A 21,327-nucleotide genomic window follows, 5' to 3' on the forward strand; every position below is an offset into this window, starting at 1 on the left:
ATCACCCATGCTATGTTCACGACAACGCTAAGGATTGGATGTTAACGATATTGTTTGCTTCTATATCCTCTTATTTGATCAATACTGCCAAGCATAAATACCTAGTACTTTTGATACATATTTATAACCAGTTGCGATCTCAAACCTGGATTTCCTGCCACTTGACTGGTCAATTGTAATAAAGCTTCAGCCTATCTGTTAAACACTCAAAGTCAATATAACACTTACCTCAAATATTACCTTTAAAGCACTATGAAATTGTATTTTCTTATACATAAGTGCAGCTCTTATTTGAGAGTTAAAGTACATTCATGTGATATTAAAAGTACGTAAGTAATTGATATATATGTGCTATGTATGAATGTGATTTTATATGCCAGCCTTGTTCGGTCACATGAATAGATGAAAGTAGGCACATGGTTGGATGTTCTAATTCAGTACTGTTCGTAGTATTCAATTCATGTTCTGAGAGTGTATAGAGTGCTGAAACTTCTACTGACTTGTCGATGATTCGATGAAATGTTCAGGCTGCATTGCTCATTCATGAATGTTTTGAAGATTTACTCGACAAAAGGCTCAAAGAAAGCAAGTTCAAGATAGTCAACGAGTAAAAGTAGAGACGAAATTATTTTGCAATAATAACGAATTGGAATAAAGAATATGTTGGAACTAGTAGAAAGTTTAAGAAGTCAAAATGTTTCAATTTGGGCCAATAATGGCAAAATAAAACTCGCTTTTGGAGACAACACTCCATCAGAAACTCTAGTATCTTCAATAAAGGAACATAAGAGCAGGATCTTAGATTTCCTAAATTCCCATGATATTTTTTCAGAAGATGCATTTGAGCGTTTTCAAATTGATGGCTCATTTCAAAATAGCAGAGAAGGTGGCCTTTCAACACCAAATGAAAAAAGCACAAATCAAATTGAAGCTATATTCGCTGCAAACAGTCTACAACAAGGTTTCGTTGTTCATCATGTAGCGAACCCAGATGATGATGCTTATCGTGTGCAATTGTTACTAGATTATAATAAGGGAATCGATCTCGAACTTTATCAGGAGGCGTGGAAACTAGCTTCAATACGTTATCCAATATTGCGAATGGGCTTTAATTGGGATGACGAAATTCTTCAAGTTATCACTTCACAACCAAGTATTAATGAATCTAATTTTAAAACGATAGATCTCTCTGATATATCCAAAGATGATATCGATGACAAAATATCAGAAATTCAACTTCAAGACCGGGACATCCCATTCGATTTAACTAAACCAGGAATGATTCGATTTACTGTAATTACAAGTAATGAAAGAAAAGTGACTGTACTAAAAACAGAGCATCATAGTATCGCTGATGGATGGGGAGGGGCGATATTACTAGACACCGTACACAGTTATTACAACGATTTAATAAATGGTATTTCACCGATAATAGAAGTAGACCAAGCTTATATAGAAACTCAAAGTTATCATTTAAATGAGAAAAAGAATACGCAGCGTTATTGGAGCAGTAAAAAGACAGAGTTTCGTCATGCTAACGATATCAACAACTTATTAAGCTGCCCGGTTGAATTAAATCAAATTAAAACAGTAACTGTCCCTTCTGAGCATAGTTTAACGATTGGCGGCAGTTTGTATGCAGGTCTTAAGGCCCAATGCCAGGCTCAAGGAATCACACTAAATGTCGCTTTGCAGTTTGCTTGGCATAAACTGCTTCAATATTATACCAATGACGATCAAACCGTTGTCGGGACAACCGTTTCTGGTAGGGACATCGATGTAGACGGTATAGAGTCTAGTGTAGGCTTATATATTAACACCTTACCTCTGTTAGTCAGATGGGAAAGCAAAAAGACTATCAGCGAAATACTCCAAGCAATACAACTGGATATCGCCGCTCTCAATAGTTATTCGAGCGTATCTTTAGCATCTCTCCAGCAGAATGAACACCGCTTATTCCATAGTATATTTGTTTTTGAAAACTACCCAGTATCTGAGTGTTCAGCTAATGATACTAGCAAAATAGAGCAGAGTATAACTTTTCGACAAGCTGTAGAAAAAGTTGACTACCCGCTGTGTCTGACAGCTTGTGAACAAAATGAATCACTGACGATATCGATAAAGTTTAGTCAAGCTTGGCTTAATACAGATTTAGCTAATCGCCTGTTACTTCAAATTCAGAATGTTCTACAAGCAATCAAAGAAGATCCGTGTGTGGGTCATGACACTATTAATTTGTTGAGCGAAGAAGAAAGATTCCAAACGTTATTTTTGTGGAATGACACTGAAAGAGAATATCCGCATAACAAAACTATATCCGAGCTCTTTTCAGAGCAAGTGATGAAAACACCTAAAAAAGAAGCACTGATATTTCAAAATAAAAGTATGACTTATGAAGAGTTAGATAAGCAGTCTAACCAATTAGCACACTACATTTTAGAAGCATACCAAAAAGAGCATGGTAAGCGATTGGGCTCCGATAGTTTGATAGCACTCTATTACGAAAGAAGTTGTTCGATGGTGGTTAGTATATTGGCGGTGCTTAAAGTTGGCGCGGCCTATGTTCCAATCTCAACTGATGACCCTCAGCAACGGATTGATTATATATTAGAAGACACTGGAACTTCACTGCTACTAACTCAAGATTCTTTATCAAATCGACTTAAAAACGGGTTAGGAACATTCGCTGAAAGTATACAAGTGTTAACAACAGATAGCTTAGTGGAACTCGAATCATTTCCTAGCACTGCAGTCTCTATTGTCCATAAGTCTACAGACCTAGCATATGTGATTTATACATCTGGAACCACAGGTCAGCCAAAAGGAGTAATGGTTGAACATCAAGGAATATCTTCTTTCGTGTTTAACGATGGTTACGTAGATGCCTCTAAAGTTGAAAAAGTAGCAAGCCTTTCGCCGTATTCTTTTGATGGATTTGTTTTTGACTTATTTTATCCACTGTTACAAGGCGCAACTTGCTACCTTTTCGAAAAGGACAGCCTCTTAGACTTGAGTGGGTTTAACCAGCAAATTTGTAAATGTCAGATCGATACGTTTTTTATTACAACTGCTTTATTTAATCAACTAGTCAATACAAACACTCTCCAGAATACCAGTGTGAAAAATGTACTTTTTGGCGGTGAGACTGCTGATTTAAATACCGTTGATAAAGCTCGCTTAGATTATCCACAAATTAACCTTACTCATGTTTACGGTCCTACTGAAACAATTGTTTTTGCTAGTGCTTGCAAAATCAAAGAACGAGTTATCGCTGCGCCGATAGGCAAGGCGTTAGATAATAAGCGCCTTTACGTACTTGATGATAATTTGATGCCTGTGGCTGTTGGGGCACCTGGGGAGTTGTATATAGGAGGCGCAGGATTGGCGCGTGGTTATCTGAATCAATCACAATTAACATCTTCCAAATTTATAGATAGTCCTTTTGCAACTGCCCTAGATGTAGCAAATGGCTTTAATCGTTTGTATAAAACCGGTGATATCGTTCGTTGGTTAGCAGATGGCAATCTAGCGTTTATAGGTCGTAATGACGAGCAAGTCAAAATTCGTGGTCACAGGATAGAGCTTGGTGAGATTGAAACTGCTCTTAGAGAAATAAAGGGTATTACGCAAGCTGTCGTTACGGTTCGTGAGCAATCAAATAATCAATGTCTAGCTGCATATGTAGTTTTAGAGTCTAACGACATTACAACAACACATATACGTGAGAGTTTAACCAAGAGGCTGCCAACGTATTTATTGCCCACCACTATCACCTCAATGGATTCAATTCCTTTCACAGTGAATGGGAAGATAGATAAACGCTCTCTACCAGTACCGGAGTTTAATGATTTAGATACTTATGTACCGCCCAGAAATGAACTTGAGTCGAAGCTTTGTAAAATTTGGCAATCTATTCTTGGGGTCCAGTCCATTGGTATATTTGATAATTTTTTCACATTGGGTGGAAACTCAATTGCTGCGATTCGTCTTACTGCTGCTAGTCGCAGTGAATTAGGGTTAGATATTCCGCTTAACTTATTATTCAGCTTAAAAACCGTAGCAGGTTTAGCATCCCATTTAGGTGAACAAGAAATGATTGTTATACCTAAATCGAGTTTGTCTCAACCTCCTTTGTCTTTCGCACAAGAAAGACTTTTATTCATCGAAAAATATGAAAATGGCTCAAGTACCTATCATATACCTTTATTATTAGAGCTCTCTGATGATGTTGATCTCGCTCTGTTAGAAAAAGCATTTAACGTCGTGTTGTTTCGTCACCCAGTAATGAAAACAGTCTACTTGTGTGATGAAAATAATAAACACTTTCAACGTACCTTAGATGATGAAATAGATATCAATTGGGAGAGTATACCAGACGAGAAAATGTTGCACTCCCTTGTAAAGTCAAAAATTGAAACTCCCTTTGATTTAACGTGTGAGCCAAGCATACGAGTTTGCGGTATCAAGGAAAACGCAAATGACTATTTATTGATTGTTTGGCATCACATTGCTTTTGACGGTTGGTCAACTGATATATTCATGCAAGAGTTAGGAGACGTTTACCAAGCTTTCCTTAGAGATGAAACGCCTAACCTGCCAGCGCTAGACATCAGTTATGCCGATTATTCAGCTTGGCAACGCGCCTACCTACAAGGTGACACGCTGGATAACTTATTGGGATATTGGCAACAACAGTTAGCGGGATATGAAAGCTTAAATCTGCCTACTGACCGGGCTCGTCCGGCGCACATCGATTACCGTGGTCACGACCATCTGTTTAGCTTAGATAATGATTTATCGGCATCCCTTCGCGCCTTGGCGAAGCGTCAGGAAACGACGCTGTACACCTTATTGCTCAGTGGGTTCTACGCAAGTTTAGCCAGCCTTACTGGGCAGCGCGATATTCTGCTTGGCACGCCATCGGATAATCGTCACCATGCTCAAACCCAATCCTTGATAGGCTTTTTCGTCAATTCGTTGCCGTTAAGGGCCCAAGTGGAGCCTGACACCACAGTTGCGTCACTGGTGTCACACGTGCATGAAGTGGTAACCCAAGCCAAAGTACATCAAGAGTTACCCTTTGAGAATTTAGTCGATGCGTTACAGGTTGAGCGAGACCCCTCTCGTCATCCACTGTATCAAGTGATGTTTAGCGTACAAAGCTTTGGCGAAGCGCTAGCCGATGCCAGTGATTTACCCTTTTCCCCGGCAGAATTGAGCTCCCAGAAAAGTGTTTATAGTCCCGCGAAGTTTGATTTGAGTTTGATGTTAACGGACGACCAAGCTTCAATCGCAGGGAGTATCAATTATGCGGTGAGCCTGTTTGATGAATCGACTATCGAGCGTCTGCAAGCTGTCTTTCAGCGTATATTGCGCGCATTTGTCGCCGATAATCAGCAAACGATTGGTTCAATCGCCACGGTGTCAGACGAAGAGCGTGTCACGCTGTTAAGTGATTGGAATGATACAGACAGCGATTACCCTGATAATCAAACCTTAACCCAGTTATTTGCCGCCCAAGTGAAGCGCTCGCCGCAGAAGGTTGCGCTGGTATATGAAGGACGTGAGCTGACGTATCAACAGCTAGATGAGCAATCGAATCAATTGGCCCGCGCCTTAAAAGCGGCTTATCAGCAACAGGCAGGAGAGTCACTCAAGCCAGATACCTTGATAGGGCTGTATCAAGACCGCAGCCCCGAGATGTTGCTCAGTATCTTAGCGATATTAAAAGCGGGGGGCGCCTATGTGCCTATCTCGCCGGACTATCCGCAATCACGGGTGGCGTATTTGTTAGACGATACGAAGACCTCATTGGTACTCACGCAAGCACAATATATAGAACGCCTGACCCAGTGGACGTCGCAGCAAGACCAACCCGCGAGCGTGCTGGCAGTTGATAGACCCGACATTCTGGCAGGGTATGCGAAGACGCGCGTGCCGGCACGACATGGTCCGGATGACTTGGCGTATGTGATTTATACCTCGGGCACGACGGGTCAACCCAAGGGCGTGTTAACGCCGCACCGAGGAGTGGTCTCCTTAGTGCAAGACAATGACTTTATTAATTTATCTCAGGCCGATGTGATGTTACATCTTTCGGACCCAAGCTTTGATGCCGCAACCTTTGAAATATGGGGCGCCTTGACCCATGGCGCGACATTAGTGATAGCGCCGAATACCCAAGAGCTGACATCCCAAGCGCTAGAGCAGGTCATCACAGACAATGGGCTCACGGTCTTATGGTTAACAACAGCCCTTTTTGAAAGTCATTATTTCCAACGACCAGAAATGTTTGCCTCATTGCGATATTTGTTCATCGGTGGAGAAGTCGTTACACCAGAGTTCATCCGACGTTTAGTGGAACAAAAGAACAGACCTGTACAGTTTATTAACTGCTACGGTCCAACGGAAAGCACGACCTTCACGACGACTTATGAGTGTGAGGCATTTTCACATTCTGTGCCGCTAGGCAAGCCAATCAGTACCCGAAAAGTGTATGTGTTGGACGAGCAAGGCCAATTGTCGGGTATCGGTGTGCCTGGGGAGTTGTATATTGGCGGCGCTGGATTAGCCCGAGGGTATTTAAATCAAGCGGCATTAACCGCCGAGAAGTTTATCGACAATCCATTTGCCAGTGAATCGGACCGAGCCAAAGGGTACACGCGGTTGTATCGAACTGGCGATATGGTGCGCTGGTTAGCCGATGGTAATTTAGAGTTTTTAGGTCGAAATGATGATCAAATCAAAATACGCGGCTATCGCGTTGAGCTTGGCGAAATCGAAAATGCCTTGTGTAAAATCGAAGGTATTCAGCAAGCGGTAGTGATGGTGCGCGAGCAGCAATCGAATCAATACCTAGCAGCCTATTATGTGGGTGAAGAGACGATAAGCTCTGAGGTATTGCGCCAGCAGTTATCGCAGACTTTACCGGATTATATGCTACCGATGACGTACACGGTGATTGAATCGGTGCCCTTAACTATCAATGGCAAGCTAGATAAGCGCGCGTTACCTGAGCCCATTTTAACTAGTGAAGAGGGGTATGTCGCCCCTCGAACAGAGTTAGAAGCGCAGCTGTGCGAGATATGGCAATCCGTTTTAGGGATAGAGCAGGTTGGGGTGCATGACAACTTCTTCCGTATTGGCGGCAACTCGATTATGGCCATTCAATTAACTGAGGCCAGCCGCAGAGCGATAGGTAAAGAGATCCCGCTAGCGTTGTTGTTTGAACAAAAAACAGTGGCAGGTTTAGCCAGTCACTTAAGTGAACAAGCATTAGAGATTATTCCGGTTAGCGGGTTAGCCCAGCCACCGTTATCCTTTGCACAAGAGCGATTACTCTTTATCGAACGTTATGAGCAGGGCTCAAGCGCATACCACATCCCTATATTATTAAGTTTAAAATCTGATGTTGATTTGAATGCTTTAGAAATGGCACTTAATGTGATTATTGAACGTCATTCAGCATTAAGAACAGTTTATTTAACAGATGAAGAAGATCGTAATTATCAGGCCGTAATTGAATTTGATTTTAAATTACAGATCGAAAATTTAGAAAGTGAAAATGCACTTTCAAATAGACTTAAGCAAGAAATAGAGAAGCCGTTTGCTTTAAATATCGAACCTAGTATTCGGTTGCAGATTTATCAACTTAACCAACAACAGTATATTTCGATTTTATGGCACCATATCGGATTTGATGGTTGGTCTACAGATTTATTTATCAATGAGTTAGGCCTGGCTTATCAAGCGATAAAAGCGGGAAAAGCGCCAGTCCTTCCGGCGTTAGAAATTAGCTATGCCGATTATTCAATTTGGCAACGTACATACCTTCAAGGTGATACGTTAAAAAAATATACCGACTATTGGAAATCTCAGTTAACTGGTTTTGAATCACTCAACTTGATAACTGACAGAAGTCGTCCAGCTCAGCAGGACTATACGGGAAATGATTTACTTTTTAATTTAGATGTCGAGCTATCAAATAGTTTACGAGAGATGGCTAAAAGACAGGAAACTACGCTTTATACGCTCATGTTGAGCGCTTTCTATTCCTGTTTGGCGACACTTTCTGGTCAGAGTGATGTAGTGGTAGGTACGCCTTCGGATAACCGACACCATGCACAAACACAGTCGTTAATTGGTTTTTTTGTTAATTCGTTGGCATTGCGATGCCAAATTGACCCCAAAAGCAGCGTAGATGAACTTATCTGTCAAGTACATCATTTGGTATCCCAAGCCAAGATACACCAAGAATTACCCTTCGAAAACTTAGTCGAATCATTGGACATTGAGCGTGATCCGTCACGCCATCCGATCTATCAGGTTATGTTTAGCCTACAAAATTTTGGCGAGTCGATAAATGTAAACAATAACTTGCCTTTCTCACCGGCTGAGCTAACTGGTGAAACAGGGCTATTTAGCCCCGCCAAATTTGACTTAAGTCTTTTTATTAGCGATGGGCATGAGGAAATATCTGGAAGTTTCAATTATGCAGTAAGTTTATTCGACGCTAATACAGTAGAAAGATTTTTGAAGCTTTATAAGCGTATTTTGCGCTCATTTGTTGCAGATAACCAACAAAAAATAGCAGATATCCGGACACTCTCTAAGTTAGAAGAAACGTCTATAGTGTTTGATTGGAACAAGTCGGATATTAGTTCAAGTACTGATAAATCATTACAACAACTTTTCAAAGCGCAAGTCATAGACTCCCCAAATACGCACGCTATCTATTCTGATGGTACCCAGTATACCTATAAAAAACTTGATGAACATTCGGACATACTGGCCAGAAATATTAGAGCTTTGTATAGAGCTGAAACAGGTCAAGTTTTAGCGCCTGCCACACCCATCGGTATCTCTAGTCCAATAAATTTTAGTTTTGTAGTTAGCTTATTGGCGGTTGTTAAGGCTGGATGTACATTCCTGCCTATTTCAAATAGCGATTCAGAATCGACTTCATTAACTCAGTTGCAAGATGCTAGTCCGCTAATAATTCTGACTGATAAAAAGCAGAGTACAAGGTTGAATGAGTACTCTGTTAATGCAAATTTAGACCCGTTAATTTTGGATCTCGGCGATGAGTCACTATACATCGATTTATGCTCAGAAGAGCGCTTGCCTTCCGGCAACCTAGATGACTTGGTTTGTCTATTTTATTCGAAGGCTGCTGATGACAAAAACTCCAAAGTTGGTGTAAATCAAAGGAGTATAGCCAATCAGGCAAATTATTTTGCTAAGCGTTTCTCGCTAAACAGTTCTCAAAAATCCTTGCAATTCTCTTCATGTCAAAATGAATCAAGTATCTATGAACTGTTTTGTGCTTTGTTAAATGGCGTGCAAATATTTTTATGCAATATGGAACAACGAAGTGACTTTTTAGAACTTGGAAAAATAATAGAACAAAACAAGATTAGCTTCGCGGTTCTTCCATCTTTAGTGCTTGCTGATGTGAATTCAGAACAGTGCACTAGTTTACAGACGTTGTTAGTCACTGGTGATTCATTCTCATACAAGGTGCTTGATTCTTTTAGTACAAATTGTGATGTATTCACACTATATACAGCTTACGACGGTTCTACTGCAGGCGTTAACTTATATGAGAAAGGCCAAAATACGGGAATTATTGGCCAGCCGGTTGATGGTTTTAGCTTTTACGTATTGGATAGTAACGACCATTTAGTGCCTATTGGAGCGCCAGGGGAGCTGCATATTGGACGCCAATCTAATGAACATGATTGTTTGAACAATAACTATATAAATGAAATAACATTGTTAGATAACACTGATTTTCATCGTCAGTATGACGGGCTCGGATCAATTAAATTAATTAACACTGGAGATAAGGTTTACTGGACAGACCAAGGAGAACTGATCTTCATTAACAATAGTGACCGGTGTGCAAAAATTGGCGACTTTAACGTTGATTTTCTTGAGGTAGAGCATGCCATCAATCAATTGTCCTGTGTAAAGCAAGCCATAGTAATTAACGTTACTGACACAGGAAGTGAGCAATTAGCAGCCTATGTAGTCGCCAACGATGCTGAACTATTGGTTGCCGCAGATTTACGTAAAAGTTTACTTACAGTTTTACCTGAATATTCAGTACCTAAAAGTTTCAGTCAATTAGAGTATTTTCCTTTAACCATAGACGGGTCATTGGATAAACCAACCCTACCTAAACCACTGTTTAGCGAATATCAAAAATACACAGCACCAAGAAATGTATTAGAACAATCACTTTGTGATGTTTGGGAATCGATTTTTGTCAGTGAAGATAAAATTGGGGTACATGATAATTTTTTCACACTCGGTGGTAATTCAATAACAGCAATTCGGTTAACTTCTGCATGTAGCAGAGCGATAGGTAGAGAGATCCCGCTAGCGTTGTTGTTTGAACAAAAGACAGTGGCAGGTTTAGCCAGTCACTTAAGTGAACAAGCATTAGAGATTATTCCGGTTAGCGGGTTAGCCCAGCCACCGTTATCCTTTGCACAAGAGCGATTACTCTTTATCGAACGTTATGAGCAAGGCTCTAACGCATACCATGTTCCTCTTTTACTTACCTTGAGTCATGACATTGACTTGGCCGCATTAGAAGAGGCCATCAACGTGATTGTTGAACGCCATCCGGTGTTAAAAACGGTTTATTTAACCGACAGCAATGACCGTAATTATCAAGCCATTTTGCCCCAGCCCGTCTCTTTGCAGAGCGAGGTGTTGACAAGTGATACGCAGTTATCGGTGTGCATTGAACAAGCTATAGCAAGCACATTTGATTTGAGCTGCGAGCCGAGTATCCGGCTGCATCATTACCAAGTTGCAGAGGCAGACTATTTATTGATTATCTGGCATCACATAGCCTTTGATGGTTGGTCGATGGATATTTTTATCAATGAGTTAAGGCAGGCTTACCAAGGATTGCAAGTAGGAGAAGACCTCAAGCTTGCAGCGCTAGACATCAGTTATGCCGATTATTCAGCTTGGCAACGCGCCTACCTACAAGGTGACACGCTGGATAACTTATTGGGATATTGGCAACAACAGTTAGCGGGATATGAAAGCTTAAATCTGCCTACTGACCGGGCTCGTCCGGCGCACATCGATTACCGTGGTCACGACCATCTGTTTAGCTTAGATAATGATTTATCGGCATCCCTTCGCGCCTTGGCGAAGCGTCAGGAAACGACGCTGTACACCTTATTGCTCAGTGGGTTCTACGCAAGTTTAGCCAGCCTTACTGGGCAGCGCGATATTCTGCTTGGCACGCCATCGGATAATCGTCACCATGCTCAAACCCAATCCTTGATAGGCTTTTTCGTCAATTCGTTGCCGTTAAGGGCCCAAGTGGAGCCTGACACCACAGTTGCGTCACTGGTGTCACACGTGCATGAAGTGGTAACCCAAGCCAAAGTACATCAAGAGTTACCCTTTGAGAATTTAGTCGATGCGTTACAGGTTGAGCGAGACCCCTCTCGTCATCCACTGTATCAAGTGATGTTTAGCGTACAAAGCTTTGGCGAAGCGCTAGCCGATGCCAGTGATTTACCCTTTTCCCCGGCAGAATTGAGCTCCCAGGAAAGTGTTTATAGTCCCGCGAAGTTTGATTTGAGTTTGATGTTAACGGACGACCAAGCTTCAATCGCAGGGAGTATCAATTATGCGGTGAGCCTGTTTGATGAATCGACTATCGAGCGTCTGCAAGCTGTCTTTCAGCGTATATTGCGCGCATTTGTCGCCGATAATCAGCAAACGATTGGTTCAATCGCCACGGTGTCAGACGAAGAGCGTGTCACGCTGTTAAGTGATTGGAATGATACAGACAGCGATTACCCTGATAATCAAACCTTAACCCAGTTATTTGCCGCCCAAGTGAAGCGCTCGCCGCAGAAGGTTGCGCTGGTATATGAAGGACGTGAGCTGACGTATCAACAGCTAGATGAGCAATCGAATCAATTGGCCCGCGCCTTAAAAGCGGCTTATCAGCAACAGGCAGGAGAGTCACTCAAGCCAGATACCTTGATAGGGCTGTATCAAGACCGCAGCCCCGAGATGTTGCTCAGTATCTTAGCGATATTAAAAGCGGGGGGCGCCTATGTGCCTATCTCGCCGGACTATCCGCAATCACGGGTGGCGTATTTGTTAGACGATACGAAGACCTCATTGGTACTCACGCAAGCACAATATATAGAACGCCTGACCCAGTGGACGTCGCAGCAAGACCAACCCGCGAGCGTGCTGGCAGTTGATAGACCCGACATTCTGGCAGGGTATGCGAAGACGCGCGTGCCGGCACGACATGGTCCGGATGACTTGGCGTATGTGATTTATACCTCGGGCACGACGGGACAACCCAAGGGCGTGTTAACGCCGCACCGAGGAGTGGTCTCCTTAGTGCAAGACAATGACTTTATTAATTTATCTCAGGCCGATGTGATGTTACATCTTTCGGACCCAAGCTTTGATGCCGCAACCTTTGAAATATGGGGCGCCTTGACCCATGGCGCGACATTAGTGATAGCGCCGAATACCCAAGAGCTGACATCCCAAGCGCTAGAGCAGGTCATCACAGACAATGGGCTCACGGTCTTATGGCTGACTAAAACCTTGTTTGACAATCTGTATTTACAACAGCCAACGATGTTTGCCAGCCTAAACTATTTGTTGGTGGGGGGAGAAGCGTTAAACCCTGATTTAATTCGACAGTTGATGAGTCAGGTATTACGACCCACACATATCTTAAATGGTTATGGTCCAACGGAAAGCACGACCTTCACGACGACTTATGAGTGTGAGGCATTTTCACATTCTGTGCCGCTAGGCAAGCCAATCAGTACCCGAAAAGTGTATGTGTTGGACGAGCAAGGCCAATTGTCGGGTATCGGTGTGCCTGGGGAGTTGTATATTGGCGGCGCTGGATTAGCCCGAGGGTATTTAAATCAAGCGGCATTAACCGCCGAGAAGTTTATCGACAATCCATTTGCCAGTGAATCGGACCGAGCCAAAGGGTACACGCGGTTGTATCGAACTGGCGATATGGTGCGCTGGTTAGCCGATGGTAATTTAGAGTATCTGGGGCGAAATGATGACCAAATCAAAATACGCGGCTATCGCGTTGAGCTTGGCGAAATCGAAGATGCCTTGTGCCAAATCGAAGGTATTCAGCAAGCGGTAGTGATGGTGCGCGAGCAGCAATCGAATCAATACCTAGCAGCCTATTATGTGGGTGAAGAGACGATAAGCTCTGAGGTATTGCGCCAGCAGTTATCGCAGACTTTACCGGATTATATGCTACCGATGACGTACACCGTGATTGAATCGGTACCGTTAACTATCAATGGCAAGCTGGATAAGCGCGCTTTACCTGAGCCCATTTTAACCAGTGAAGAGGGGTATGTCGCCCCTCGAACAGAGTTAGAAGCGCAGCTGTGCGAGATATGGCAATCCGTTTTAGGGATAGAGCAGGTTGGGGTGCATGACAACTTCTTCCGTATTGGCGGCAACTCGATTATGGCCATTCAGCTAGTTAATCAATGCCAAAGAAAATTCGATATTAAGCTTTCTGTCAATTTACTTTTCGAAAAGCAAACAATTGCTCACCTATCGGAAGGAACACAGCTATTCACGTCAAATAAAGCGAATGTTCTCGATGAACAATACATTAAAACAACACGTGGCATTCTAGATGTAAGAGATAGTTTTTTAGAGTCATACTTAGAACTCAATGACTCAACAGAAATCTATCCAGTAACAGCTACACAGAAAAACTGGTTAACGCACAGTTTTACGCATCCTGGTGACGAGTCTTGGTGGATCAGTACTCTGTTAGAAATTGCTCCAGAAATTGCCAGTCAAAGCAGTCAGTCAAATTTAATAAACGCATGGCAAAAAGTGGCCAATACGGTGCCTTCTCTTCGTTCATCTTTTCATTTTGAAAATAACCGAGTTTATCAAATAGTCGGAGAGAAACTTCAAATAGATATACAAGACTTTACTGTTAGTGATTTAGAAGAATGTAAACGTGTATTAAATAATAAACTCTCAGACGAGTTCGATATAACAAGCAACCCGCTTTTAAGACTGTTTGTTTTTAAGACTGAAGACAATAAATTCTATCACGCACTACTGATCCATCATGCTCTAATTGATGGTTGGAGCTTTTCTGAGGTGATTGCACGAGCATACAACTCGTTGATGTCAGTTCCTTATGAAAGTGAAACCAATACCTCAAGTGGCCAGGCTTACATCGAATGGCAGCTTAACCAAGATTGCAAAAAAGCGAATGAATATTGGAAGCGTGAGCTTGCTAATCTGCAATGTTCAATACCCTTTTATGTAGACAAGGGATTTAACAAAAGAAAGAGAAATAATGTTTATCAGCCAGAAGATGCTTTGGGTGCTGCAGAGTCTCAGCGACTTTACGAAAATGCACGGCATATTGGCGTAACCCCCTATATCTTTATTGAGGCGGCATGGGCTAAAACACTTTCTAAATTAGGTGACCGCTCAGAAGTATTTTTTACAACTCTTGATTCTGGTAGAAGTGTGGATGTCGAGAATATAAACACTCTGACGTTTAATACGCTTAACGCCATACCCGCTAGAGTAACGATCAATCAAGAAGACTCATCTTCTGCACTGCTCGGACAATTACAGCAAAAACTATTTGAGAGGAAATCGTTAAGCTACGTCGATATTTCAAGGGCTGTACATAGTTTCCAGCGTGAAGGTTTTGGGTCACTGCTAGTGTATCAAAATACTGAGTTACAAGACGTACATGGTAAACAAGCTTCGTTAGGCGACCAAAAGAGTTCGATAGAAACGCCTAAGCCCTATATCCGCATTATCGATAAATATGACCCTAGTCCATACAAGATTAGTCTCGTTATCAATCCAAACGAACAATTATCGTGGTTCTTCGAATATTTTGACACAGATATAGAGCCTGCAAATTTTGCGCAAATAATAAATACGTTTAAATCAGAACTAAAACTTCTAATTCAGGACACTACTGTCCTTCAAAAAAGGGTAATGAAATGAAAGGTATAATTTTAAAATTTGGACTAGTACAGGGGGGGCTTACAGCGATCAATGGCATGATCGCCCCCATCATGTTTTTGCTCTTTATGGATAAAGGCTTAGGTCTACTAGAGATGGGCCTGTTACTTGCCACCTCAACTCTTTTCGTCATATTGTTTGAGATCCCGTTTGGTTCTCTGGCTGATAATATTGGCCGCAAAAAGGTTTTCCTGATTGGTGAAGCTTGTTTGTTGGCAGTGATCGTTGGATTTTGGATGGCTGAGGACTTTTACAGTTTAATGCTTTTCATGGCGCTCAACGGAATTTCTACGGCACTATTCTCTGGCACGCTAGACGCACTATTCGTCGAAAGGTTCAATCAAAATAAGGCTAACAGTTCAATGAACTTGCTGGAAGCACAAGCCAGTTTGGGCAGCTTCCAAGTATTGGGACTAGCAATCGGAGCTATTACGGCGGGGTTAATCCCAGGCTGGTTTGAATGGCTGTCAAGTCAGCTAACTTATATCGATTTTTACGAAGTTAATTTTGTTTTGTTACTCCCATTCTTAGTACTGCATATGTTCGTTACCTATCGAATTATAGATGAATCTGATTTAGTCAAAATAAAACGTCCTAAAAATTCATTGTTCAAAGATATGAGTGAAATCATATCTAAAACGGGTGCTGAACTAGTGTCATGCCCGATATTAAAAGTATTACTCGTAATGGATTTTTTGGGCGGAGTTGCATTTATTTCCCTAGAACAGCTTTGGCAGCCGATGCTATCTGGAATCATTGATGAAAAAGAGTCAACTTGGATTTTCGGCGTCATCTATGCAATGAACTTTGTATGTCTTGGAATAGGACAAGGTTTGTCTATACCAGTTGCAAAATTATTCAAGAATAATTATGCGCCGATGTTGATTGTTTGCGAGTTTATTATTGGTGGCCTGTTCTTGCTGTTTGCTCTTCAAGGAAGCCTCACAGGCTTCATCTCAGTCTATATGGCGTTACACCTCTTTTCAGGTATGGCTGTTGCCCCAAATGTTGCAATGTTTCACGAAAAGGTCAAGGAAGAGCACCGCTCAACCATGTTGTCAGTTAAATCATTGATCACCCAAGGTGGCGCACTTTGTGGGGCCCTTACCGCAGGTATTGTGGCCAGCAAATTTGGCATGAGCATGGCTTGGACTATTGCAGGAATTATTACTTTCATTTCAGCAACTTTATATCTAGCTCCTTCAATAAAGTCATTTTCTAAAGTAATGCAGAAAAAACTATATGAAGAGCAAGCTGAGAAACTTGAAAAATCTCTCGCCGAAAAAGCATTAGCTGATGTGGCTGAAAGTAAAGTTTAGACCTTAAAAGAGGAGATTATGATGGAAAGTATTGCACAGTTAAAAAAGCATGTAACTGGGTTGTTACATTCAAAAAAAATAAGTACACCTGCTCTGGTTATTAGTCTGGACCTTATCGAACGACAGTTTGATTTGCTTCAATCTATATTGCCCCGAGTGGAAGTTCATTTTTCGGTCAAAGCCAATCCAGACCGTGCCGTACTTTCCCATTTAAGGCACATTGGCTCTAGCTTTGAAGCTGCAAGTTTAGGAGAGATTAAGCAGTGTTTAGAGGCCGGTAGTTTACCCACTCAAATTCACTTTGGTAACTCGATCAAAAAGCGAATTGACATAAAGGAAGCACGCTCATTAGGCATTACCTCATTCAGTGTGGATTCTGAGCAAGAAGTATTAAAAATAGCCGAAATGGCTCCCGGTTCAAAAGTGATAGTTCGATTAACCACGGATGGTAAGGGAGCAATCTGGGGGTTGACCAAAAAATTTGGTACATCGGTTGACAATGCCATCGCGTTATTAAAGTTATCAAAGGAGCTGAATTTGCAGCCTTATGGTTTGTCGTTCCATGTGGGCTCGCAGCAAATGAATCCTCAAGCATGGTCGAGAGCTTTAAATAATTGCCAGACAGTGATCAGTGAATTGTCTACTGAGAATATCAATTTGACGGTAATCAATCTAGGAGGAGGTCTCCCAGCTAATGGATATCTCGAAAATGGCGTATCAAAAGAAATAGATTTAGCTAGTTACTTGAAAATGATTAGGTGCCATATCGAACAGTTTGAAAATGACTGTGGTCGCCACTTTAAATTTATGATCGAACCTGGACGATTCATGGTCGCCAATACCGGACTTGTCGTAAGCGAAGTAGTGCTAGATACAACGAGAGAATCTGATGGAGTAAAGCAACGTTGGATTTACATGGATGTAGGGAAGTTTAACGGACTTTATGAAGCTAGTGACGTAAGCCTACCAGTTCACGTTTTGAATTCTAGTCAGCTTCACGCAACAGAAAGTACGATGCCAATGATCCTATCTGGTCCTAGTTGTGATAGCGACGATATGTTATTGCCAAATAACTCCTATGTTGTTCTGCCGACGAATCTTAAAGAGGGGGATCACTTGGTTTTCTCTTCTACAGGAGCTTATTCCAATAGCTATGCAACTAGAAATTTTAATGGATTAAATCCCATCGAAGTAGTTTGTTTAAATGGACGAGGCGACGTCATAAAAACAGGAACGCACGAGAGCCGTGAAATATTTGGAATGGTCGGTTGATCAGTTTTACAAAGTAATTGGGAGAAAATAATGATTGAAGAAATAATGAATGCATCAGATGGCTGTCAAATAAAATACGCTTATAGCCACTCAGGAAAAAATAATCCTTGGCTGGTGCTGATTTTACCTTTTGGGCTTAAGAATAATTTGGCAAAAGAGTTTTTTAGCCATTTTTCTGATACCTATAATATAGCAACCTGGGAATCTCGACATATTCTAGCACCAGAGGGACATCAAGTTACTGAGGGTGAAATGGCTTGCGAAAAGCACCTAAGTGACCTCAATGAGCTATTAGATTTATTGGATATTAAGACAGCATCTCTCATAGGATACTGTTCAGGTGCAGGCATCGCAATGGCGGCAACGGCTGCCGATACTTTTTGTTTTGAAAATCTACTGTTGATTCATGGAGAGTACGTTCTACTGAAGCAGCGTTCATGTATTACGCAGATCGGACTTGATATAGACAGCATATTACCAATGGCCTCTGCAAGTCTTGCAGATGCGACCTATATTTTTGAAAAGGTTTGTTCTTCGCAAGATAAAAAAGTAGCAGACCTACCTGAACATATCGACATCAACCTTCCATTTTCACAACCCTATTATTTCTATCGTTACGCAATGAATTATTTGTCATATCGAGCTATGGATTTCCAATCGATTGCGGCAAATATCAATACCAGAACATTCTTGATAACGGGTGAACAAGATAAACATACTAATGCGGATAGCTCTAAGTTCATCAACGATTATATTAAAAATTCCGAGATATATATCGACTCTGATGCTGATCACTATGGAATCTTGCGCCCGAACTCTAATACTTTGTCAAAGATAGAAGATATTTTAGACAAGGAGGTTTCCTATGAATACCACTAAGGATACTTCTCTACTAATTCACCGTGTATTTGAAATGCAGGCTCGTACAAGTCCCAATAGCATTGCAGTTCGGCGAAATGACCAAACGATCTCTTATCGTACTTTAAATTCGCGAGCTAACCACCTTGCTACAAACTTGCAAACAAGGGGAGTTGTTCCGGGGGATGTTGTAGCGCTATGGATGTCTCGAACGGTAGAAGTGATGGTTGCAAAAATGGCAATATTAAAGTGCGGCGCCGCTTATTTACCACTAGATAAAAATAACCCAATCAAGCGAACAAAAGAATATCTACAAAACGCCAATGCAAAAGCAATAATCTATGATTCCGATATTAACCAAGCGCTGACAATAGGAAGATTTGCGATCAACGCAACTAAAGAGCATAAACTCTTTACTGACGAGATTGAAGAAAACCTCGAAGTTGATATAAATCAAAATAGCAAAGCGTACGTAATGTTTACGTCTGGTTCTAGTGGAAAACCCAAGGGTGTCGTTGTTCCACATCGAGCGGTTGTTCGCTTAGTAAGAACTACCAATTACATTGAGATAGCTAGCGACGACGTGTTTTTTAGTTTTGCTCCAATGTCATTTGATGCTTCAACATTCGAATTGTGGGGCGCCTTATTAAATGGAGCCACATTAGCACTTTATTCAGGTGAATCGATTGACCCAAACCTCTTTGCTTCAGAAATTTTAGAGCATAATGTAACAACGCTATGGCTAACCGCGGCATTATTTCAGCTCGTCGCATCAAGATATATTTCATCGCTTAAACCCATCCGAACACTACTCGTCGGAGGGGATGTAGTTAACCCATTAATGGTAAATAGGGTCTTCGACCATTTTCCAGATATGACGATTATTAATGGGTATGGGCCTACCGAAAATACAACATTCACATGTTGCCACAGAATGACCAAACAAAATCGCCCCATCAGCAGCATACCAATTGGTACACCAATTAGTGGCACTTCAATACACATCTTAGATACAAGATTGATGATTGTACCCGATGGTGAGGTAGGGGAGTTATACACATCAGGCCTTGGAGTAGCACTGGGTTACGTAAATCAAGTATCAGGGGCGTTTTTCGAAAATGAACAAATAGCCCATGGCCTGATTTACCGAACAGGCGATCTGGTTAAACGAAATGCACGTGGCGAGATTGAATTTATTGGACGGATTGATAATCAAGTCAAAATTCGAGGCTTTAGAGTTTCCCTTGAGGAAATACAACATCAGTTATTGTCCAGGAAGTTCATCAGTAATGCCGTCGTGACGTTGAATAAATTCGACAATGGCGATCAGCAGCTAGTTGCGCACATAGAACTCGTTTCAATGGGCTTGATGAGTCAAAAAGATATTAAAAATCAGCTATCTGAAGATTTACCGAACTACATGATCCCTGATCTGATTTATATAGAAAATAGTTTACCAATTACGCTGAACGGAAAAGTTGATAGAAATAGCATTCTACAAGCATCTGCTTGATAACCATAGTAAAAAAGAGGAATAAAAATGAAAGAAAAAACATTTATAGACACAATTAAATCTGTATTTAGCCAGTCCGCAATTCTAAAAAATATTGACCTTGATCAGGATTTTTTTGATGTGGGAGCATCTTCGTTAACCGTAGTTGATATGCAGTTACAGCTCGAAAAATCATTAGGCATTGAAGTTCCTACTTCCACGCTGATGACGAATCCAACGATCAATGGTTGGGCCAGTGCATATAACCAAGTTGATTAATCACTACTCATAAACATTTACAAATAGGATAAAGAACATGTCAAATAAATTTAGTATGACTGCAGAAGAGCTAGAATCATTCAGAAAAAAAGGATTTGCAGGTCCATTTGATTTATACGAAGCAGACGACATTATCGCCAAGTATAAGAACATTCGTGCCGGCCTTTTTAATCGAGAATACGCAGCCTATGACCTAGAAAATACTAGTTTAATCGCAGGTTATGATCGGCATCTAGACGTTGACGAATTAACTGAGCATGTAATGCGCAGAGAAATTGTCGACAAAATACAAAGTATTTTAGGCCCGGACCTTATTTGCTGGCGGTCTGAAATGTTTCCAAAATACCCTGGCGATGAAGGAACTGATTGGCATCAAGCAGATACCTTTGCCCATGCTTCAGGTAAGCCGCAAATCGTATGGCCGATGAATGATGATTTTGGAGGTGCAGTAACAGTTTGGACCGCTTTGACGGATGTTACCGAAGCCAACGGTTGCCTGCGTTTCATGCCTGGTACACACGAAGAGATGGTCTATGACGAATCCAAAGAGATGAAATACAATCCTGAGGAAGTAAATCGTATCGAAAAAGAGGGTGTAAAACGCGGATTTTTCGGATATGACTACAGGAATCTGCAAAAAGATCCAGATTTTCAACCAGATGAATCGAAAGCCGTGTCGATCGAAATGAAAGCCGGCCAGTTCGTAATTTTTTGGTCAACCTTAATGCATTCATCACTGCCTAATATCACCGAGAACCAGACGCGCATGGCTGTTACGGCACGTTACGTTCCTTCGGCGGTACAAGTCTACCCGGATACTGACACTGTAGAAGAGTACGGAAGTATTATGTCACTTGATAAATACGGTGTGGTTCTAGCTTCGGGTAAAAATAACTGCCAAAGCAATAGACTAGTCGAACAAAACATCAGAGGAAAAGCTTTTGCTTAACACTGTGGACGATCCAAGAGTTTCTCTTGGATCGTCAAGCGAGTATGGGGTTGTATGTGAGGATGTACAATCCCGATTCATAGAAATAAAGGAGTTAA

7 protein-coding genes are annotated in these 21,327 nt (G+C 41.6%); all 7 read left to right on the plus strand.

The annotated features are described in order from the left end of the window. Nucleotides 1-660 precede the first annotated feature (660 nt). From QR722_RS09200 to QR722_RS09230, 7 genes are read left to right on the plus strand one after another with little or no spacing between them, the layout of a single operon-like run. Nucleotides 661-15,042 (plus strand): non-ribosomal peptide synthetase, encoded by a 14,382-nt coding sequence (locus QR722_RS09200; RefSeq protein ID WP_286287403.1) that lies wholly within the window; start codon nt 661-663, stop codon nt 15,040-15,042. Further along, the gene (locus QR722_RS09205; protein WP_286287405.1) at nt 15,039-16,379 is read left to right on the plus strand and encodes an MFS transporter; all 1,341 of its coding nucleotides are present in this window, start codon (nt 15,039-15,041) and stop codon (nt 16,377-16,379) included. Before QR722_RS09200 ends, QR722_RS09205 begins: the two co-directional genes overlap by 4 nt. Nucleotides 16,380-16,397: 18 nt before the next feature. Then, nucleotides 16,398-17,651, plus strand: coding sequence for a type III PLP-dependent enzyme (locus tag QR722_RS09210; protein ID WP_286287407.1), 1,254 nt, complete (start codon nt 16,398-16,400; stop codon nt 17,649-17,651). Between the two features lie 30 nt (nt 17,652-17,681). After that, a complete protein-coding gene (locus QR722_RS09215) occupies nt 17,682-18,530 on the plus strand; it encodes a hypothetical protein (RefSeq protein WP_286287409.1) in 849 nt (282 codons plus the stop codon). Beyond that, nucleotides 18,517-20,022 (plus strand): amino acid adenylation domain-containing protein, encoded by a 1,506-nt coding sequence (locus QR722_RS09220; protein ID WP_286287411.1) that lies wholly within the window; start codon nt 18,517-18,519, stop codon nt 20,020-20,022. Before QR722_RS09215 ends, QR722_RS09220 begins: the two co-directional genes overlap by 14 nt. A 27-nt stretch (nt 20,023-20,049) precedes the next feature. Continuing rightward, a complete protein-coding gene (locus QR722_RS09225) occupies nt 20,050-20,280 on the plus strand; it encodes an acyl carrier protein (protein WP_286287413.1) in 231 nt (76 codons plus the stop codon). Between the two features lie 37 nt (nt 20,281-20,317). After that, a complete protein-coding gene (locus QR722_RS09230) occupies nt 20,318-21,229 on the plus strand; it encodes a chlorinating enzyme (protein WP_286287415.1) in 912 nt (303 codons plus the stop codon). Nucleotides 21,230-21,327: the final 98 nt, after the last annotated feature.

Origin of the sequence: Aliiglaciecola sp. LCG003 (genome assembly GCF_030316135.1) — a bacterium.
Lineage (GTDB): Bacteria > Pseudomonadota > Gammaproteobacteria > Enterobacterales > Alteromonadaceae > Aliiglaciecola.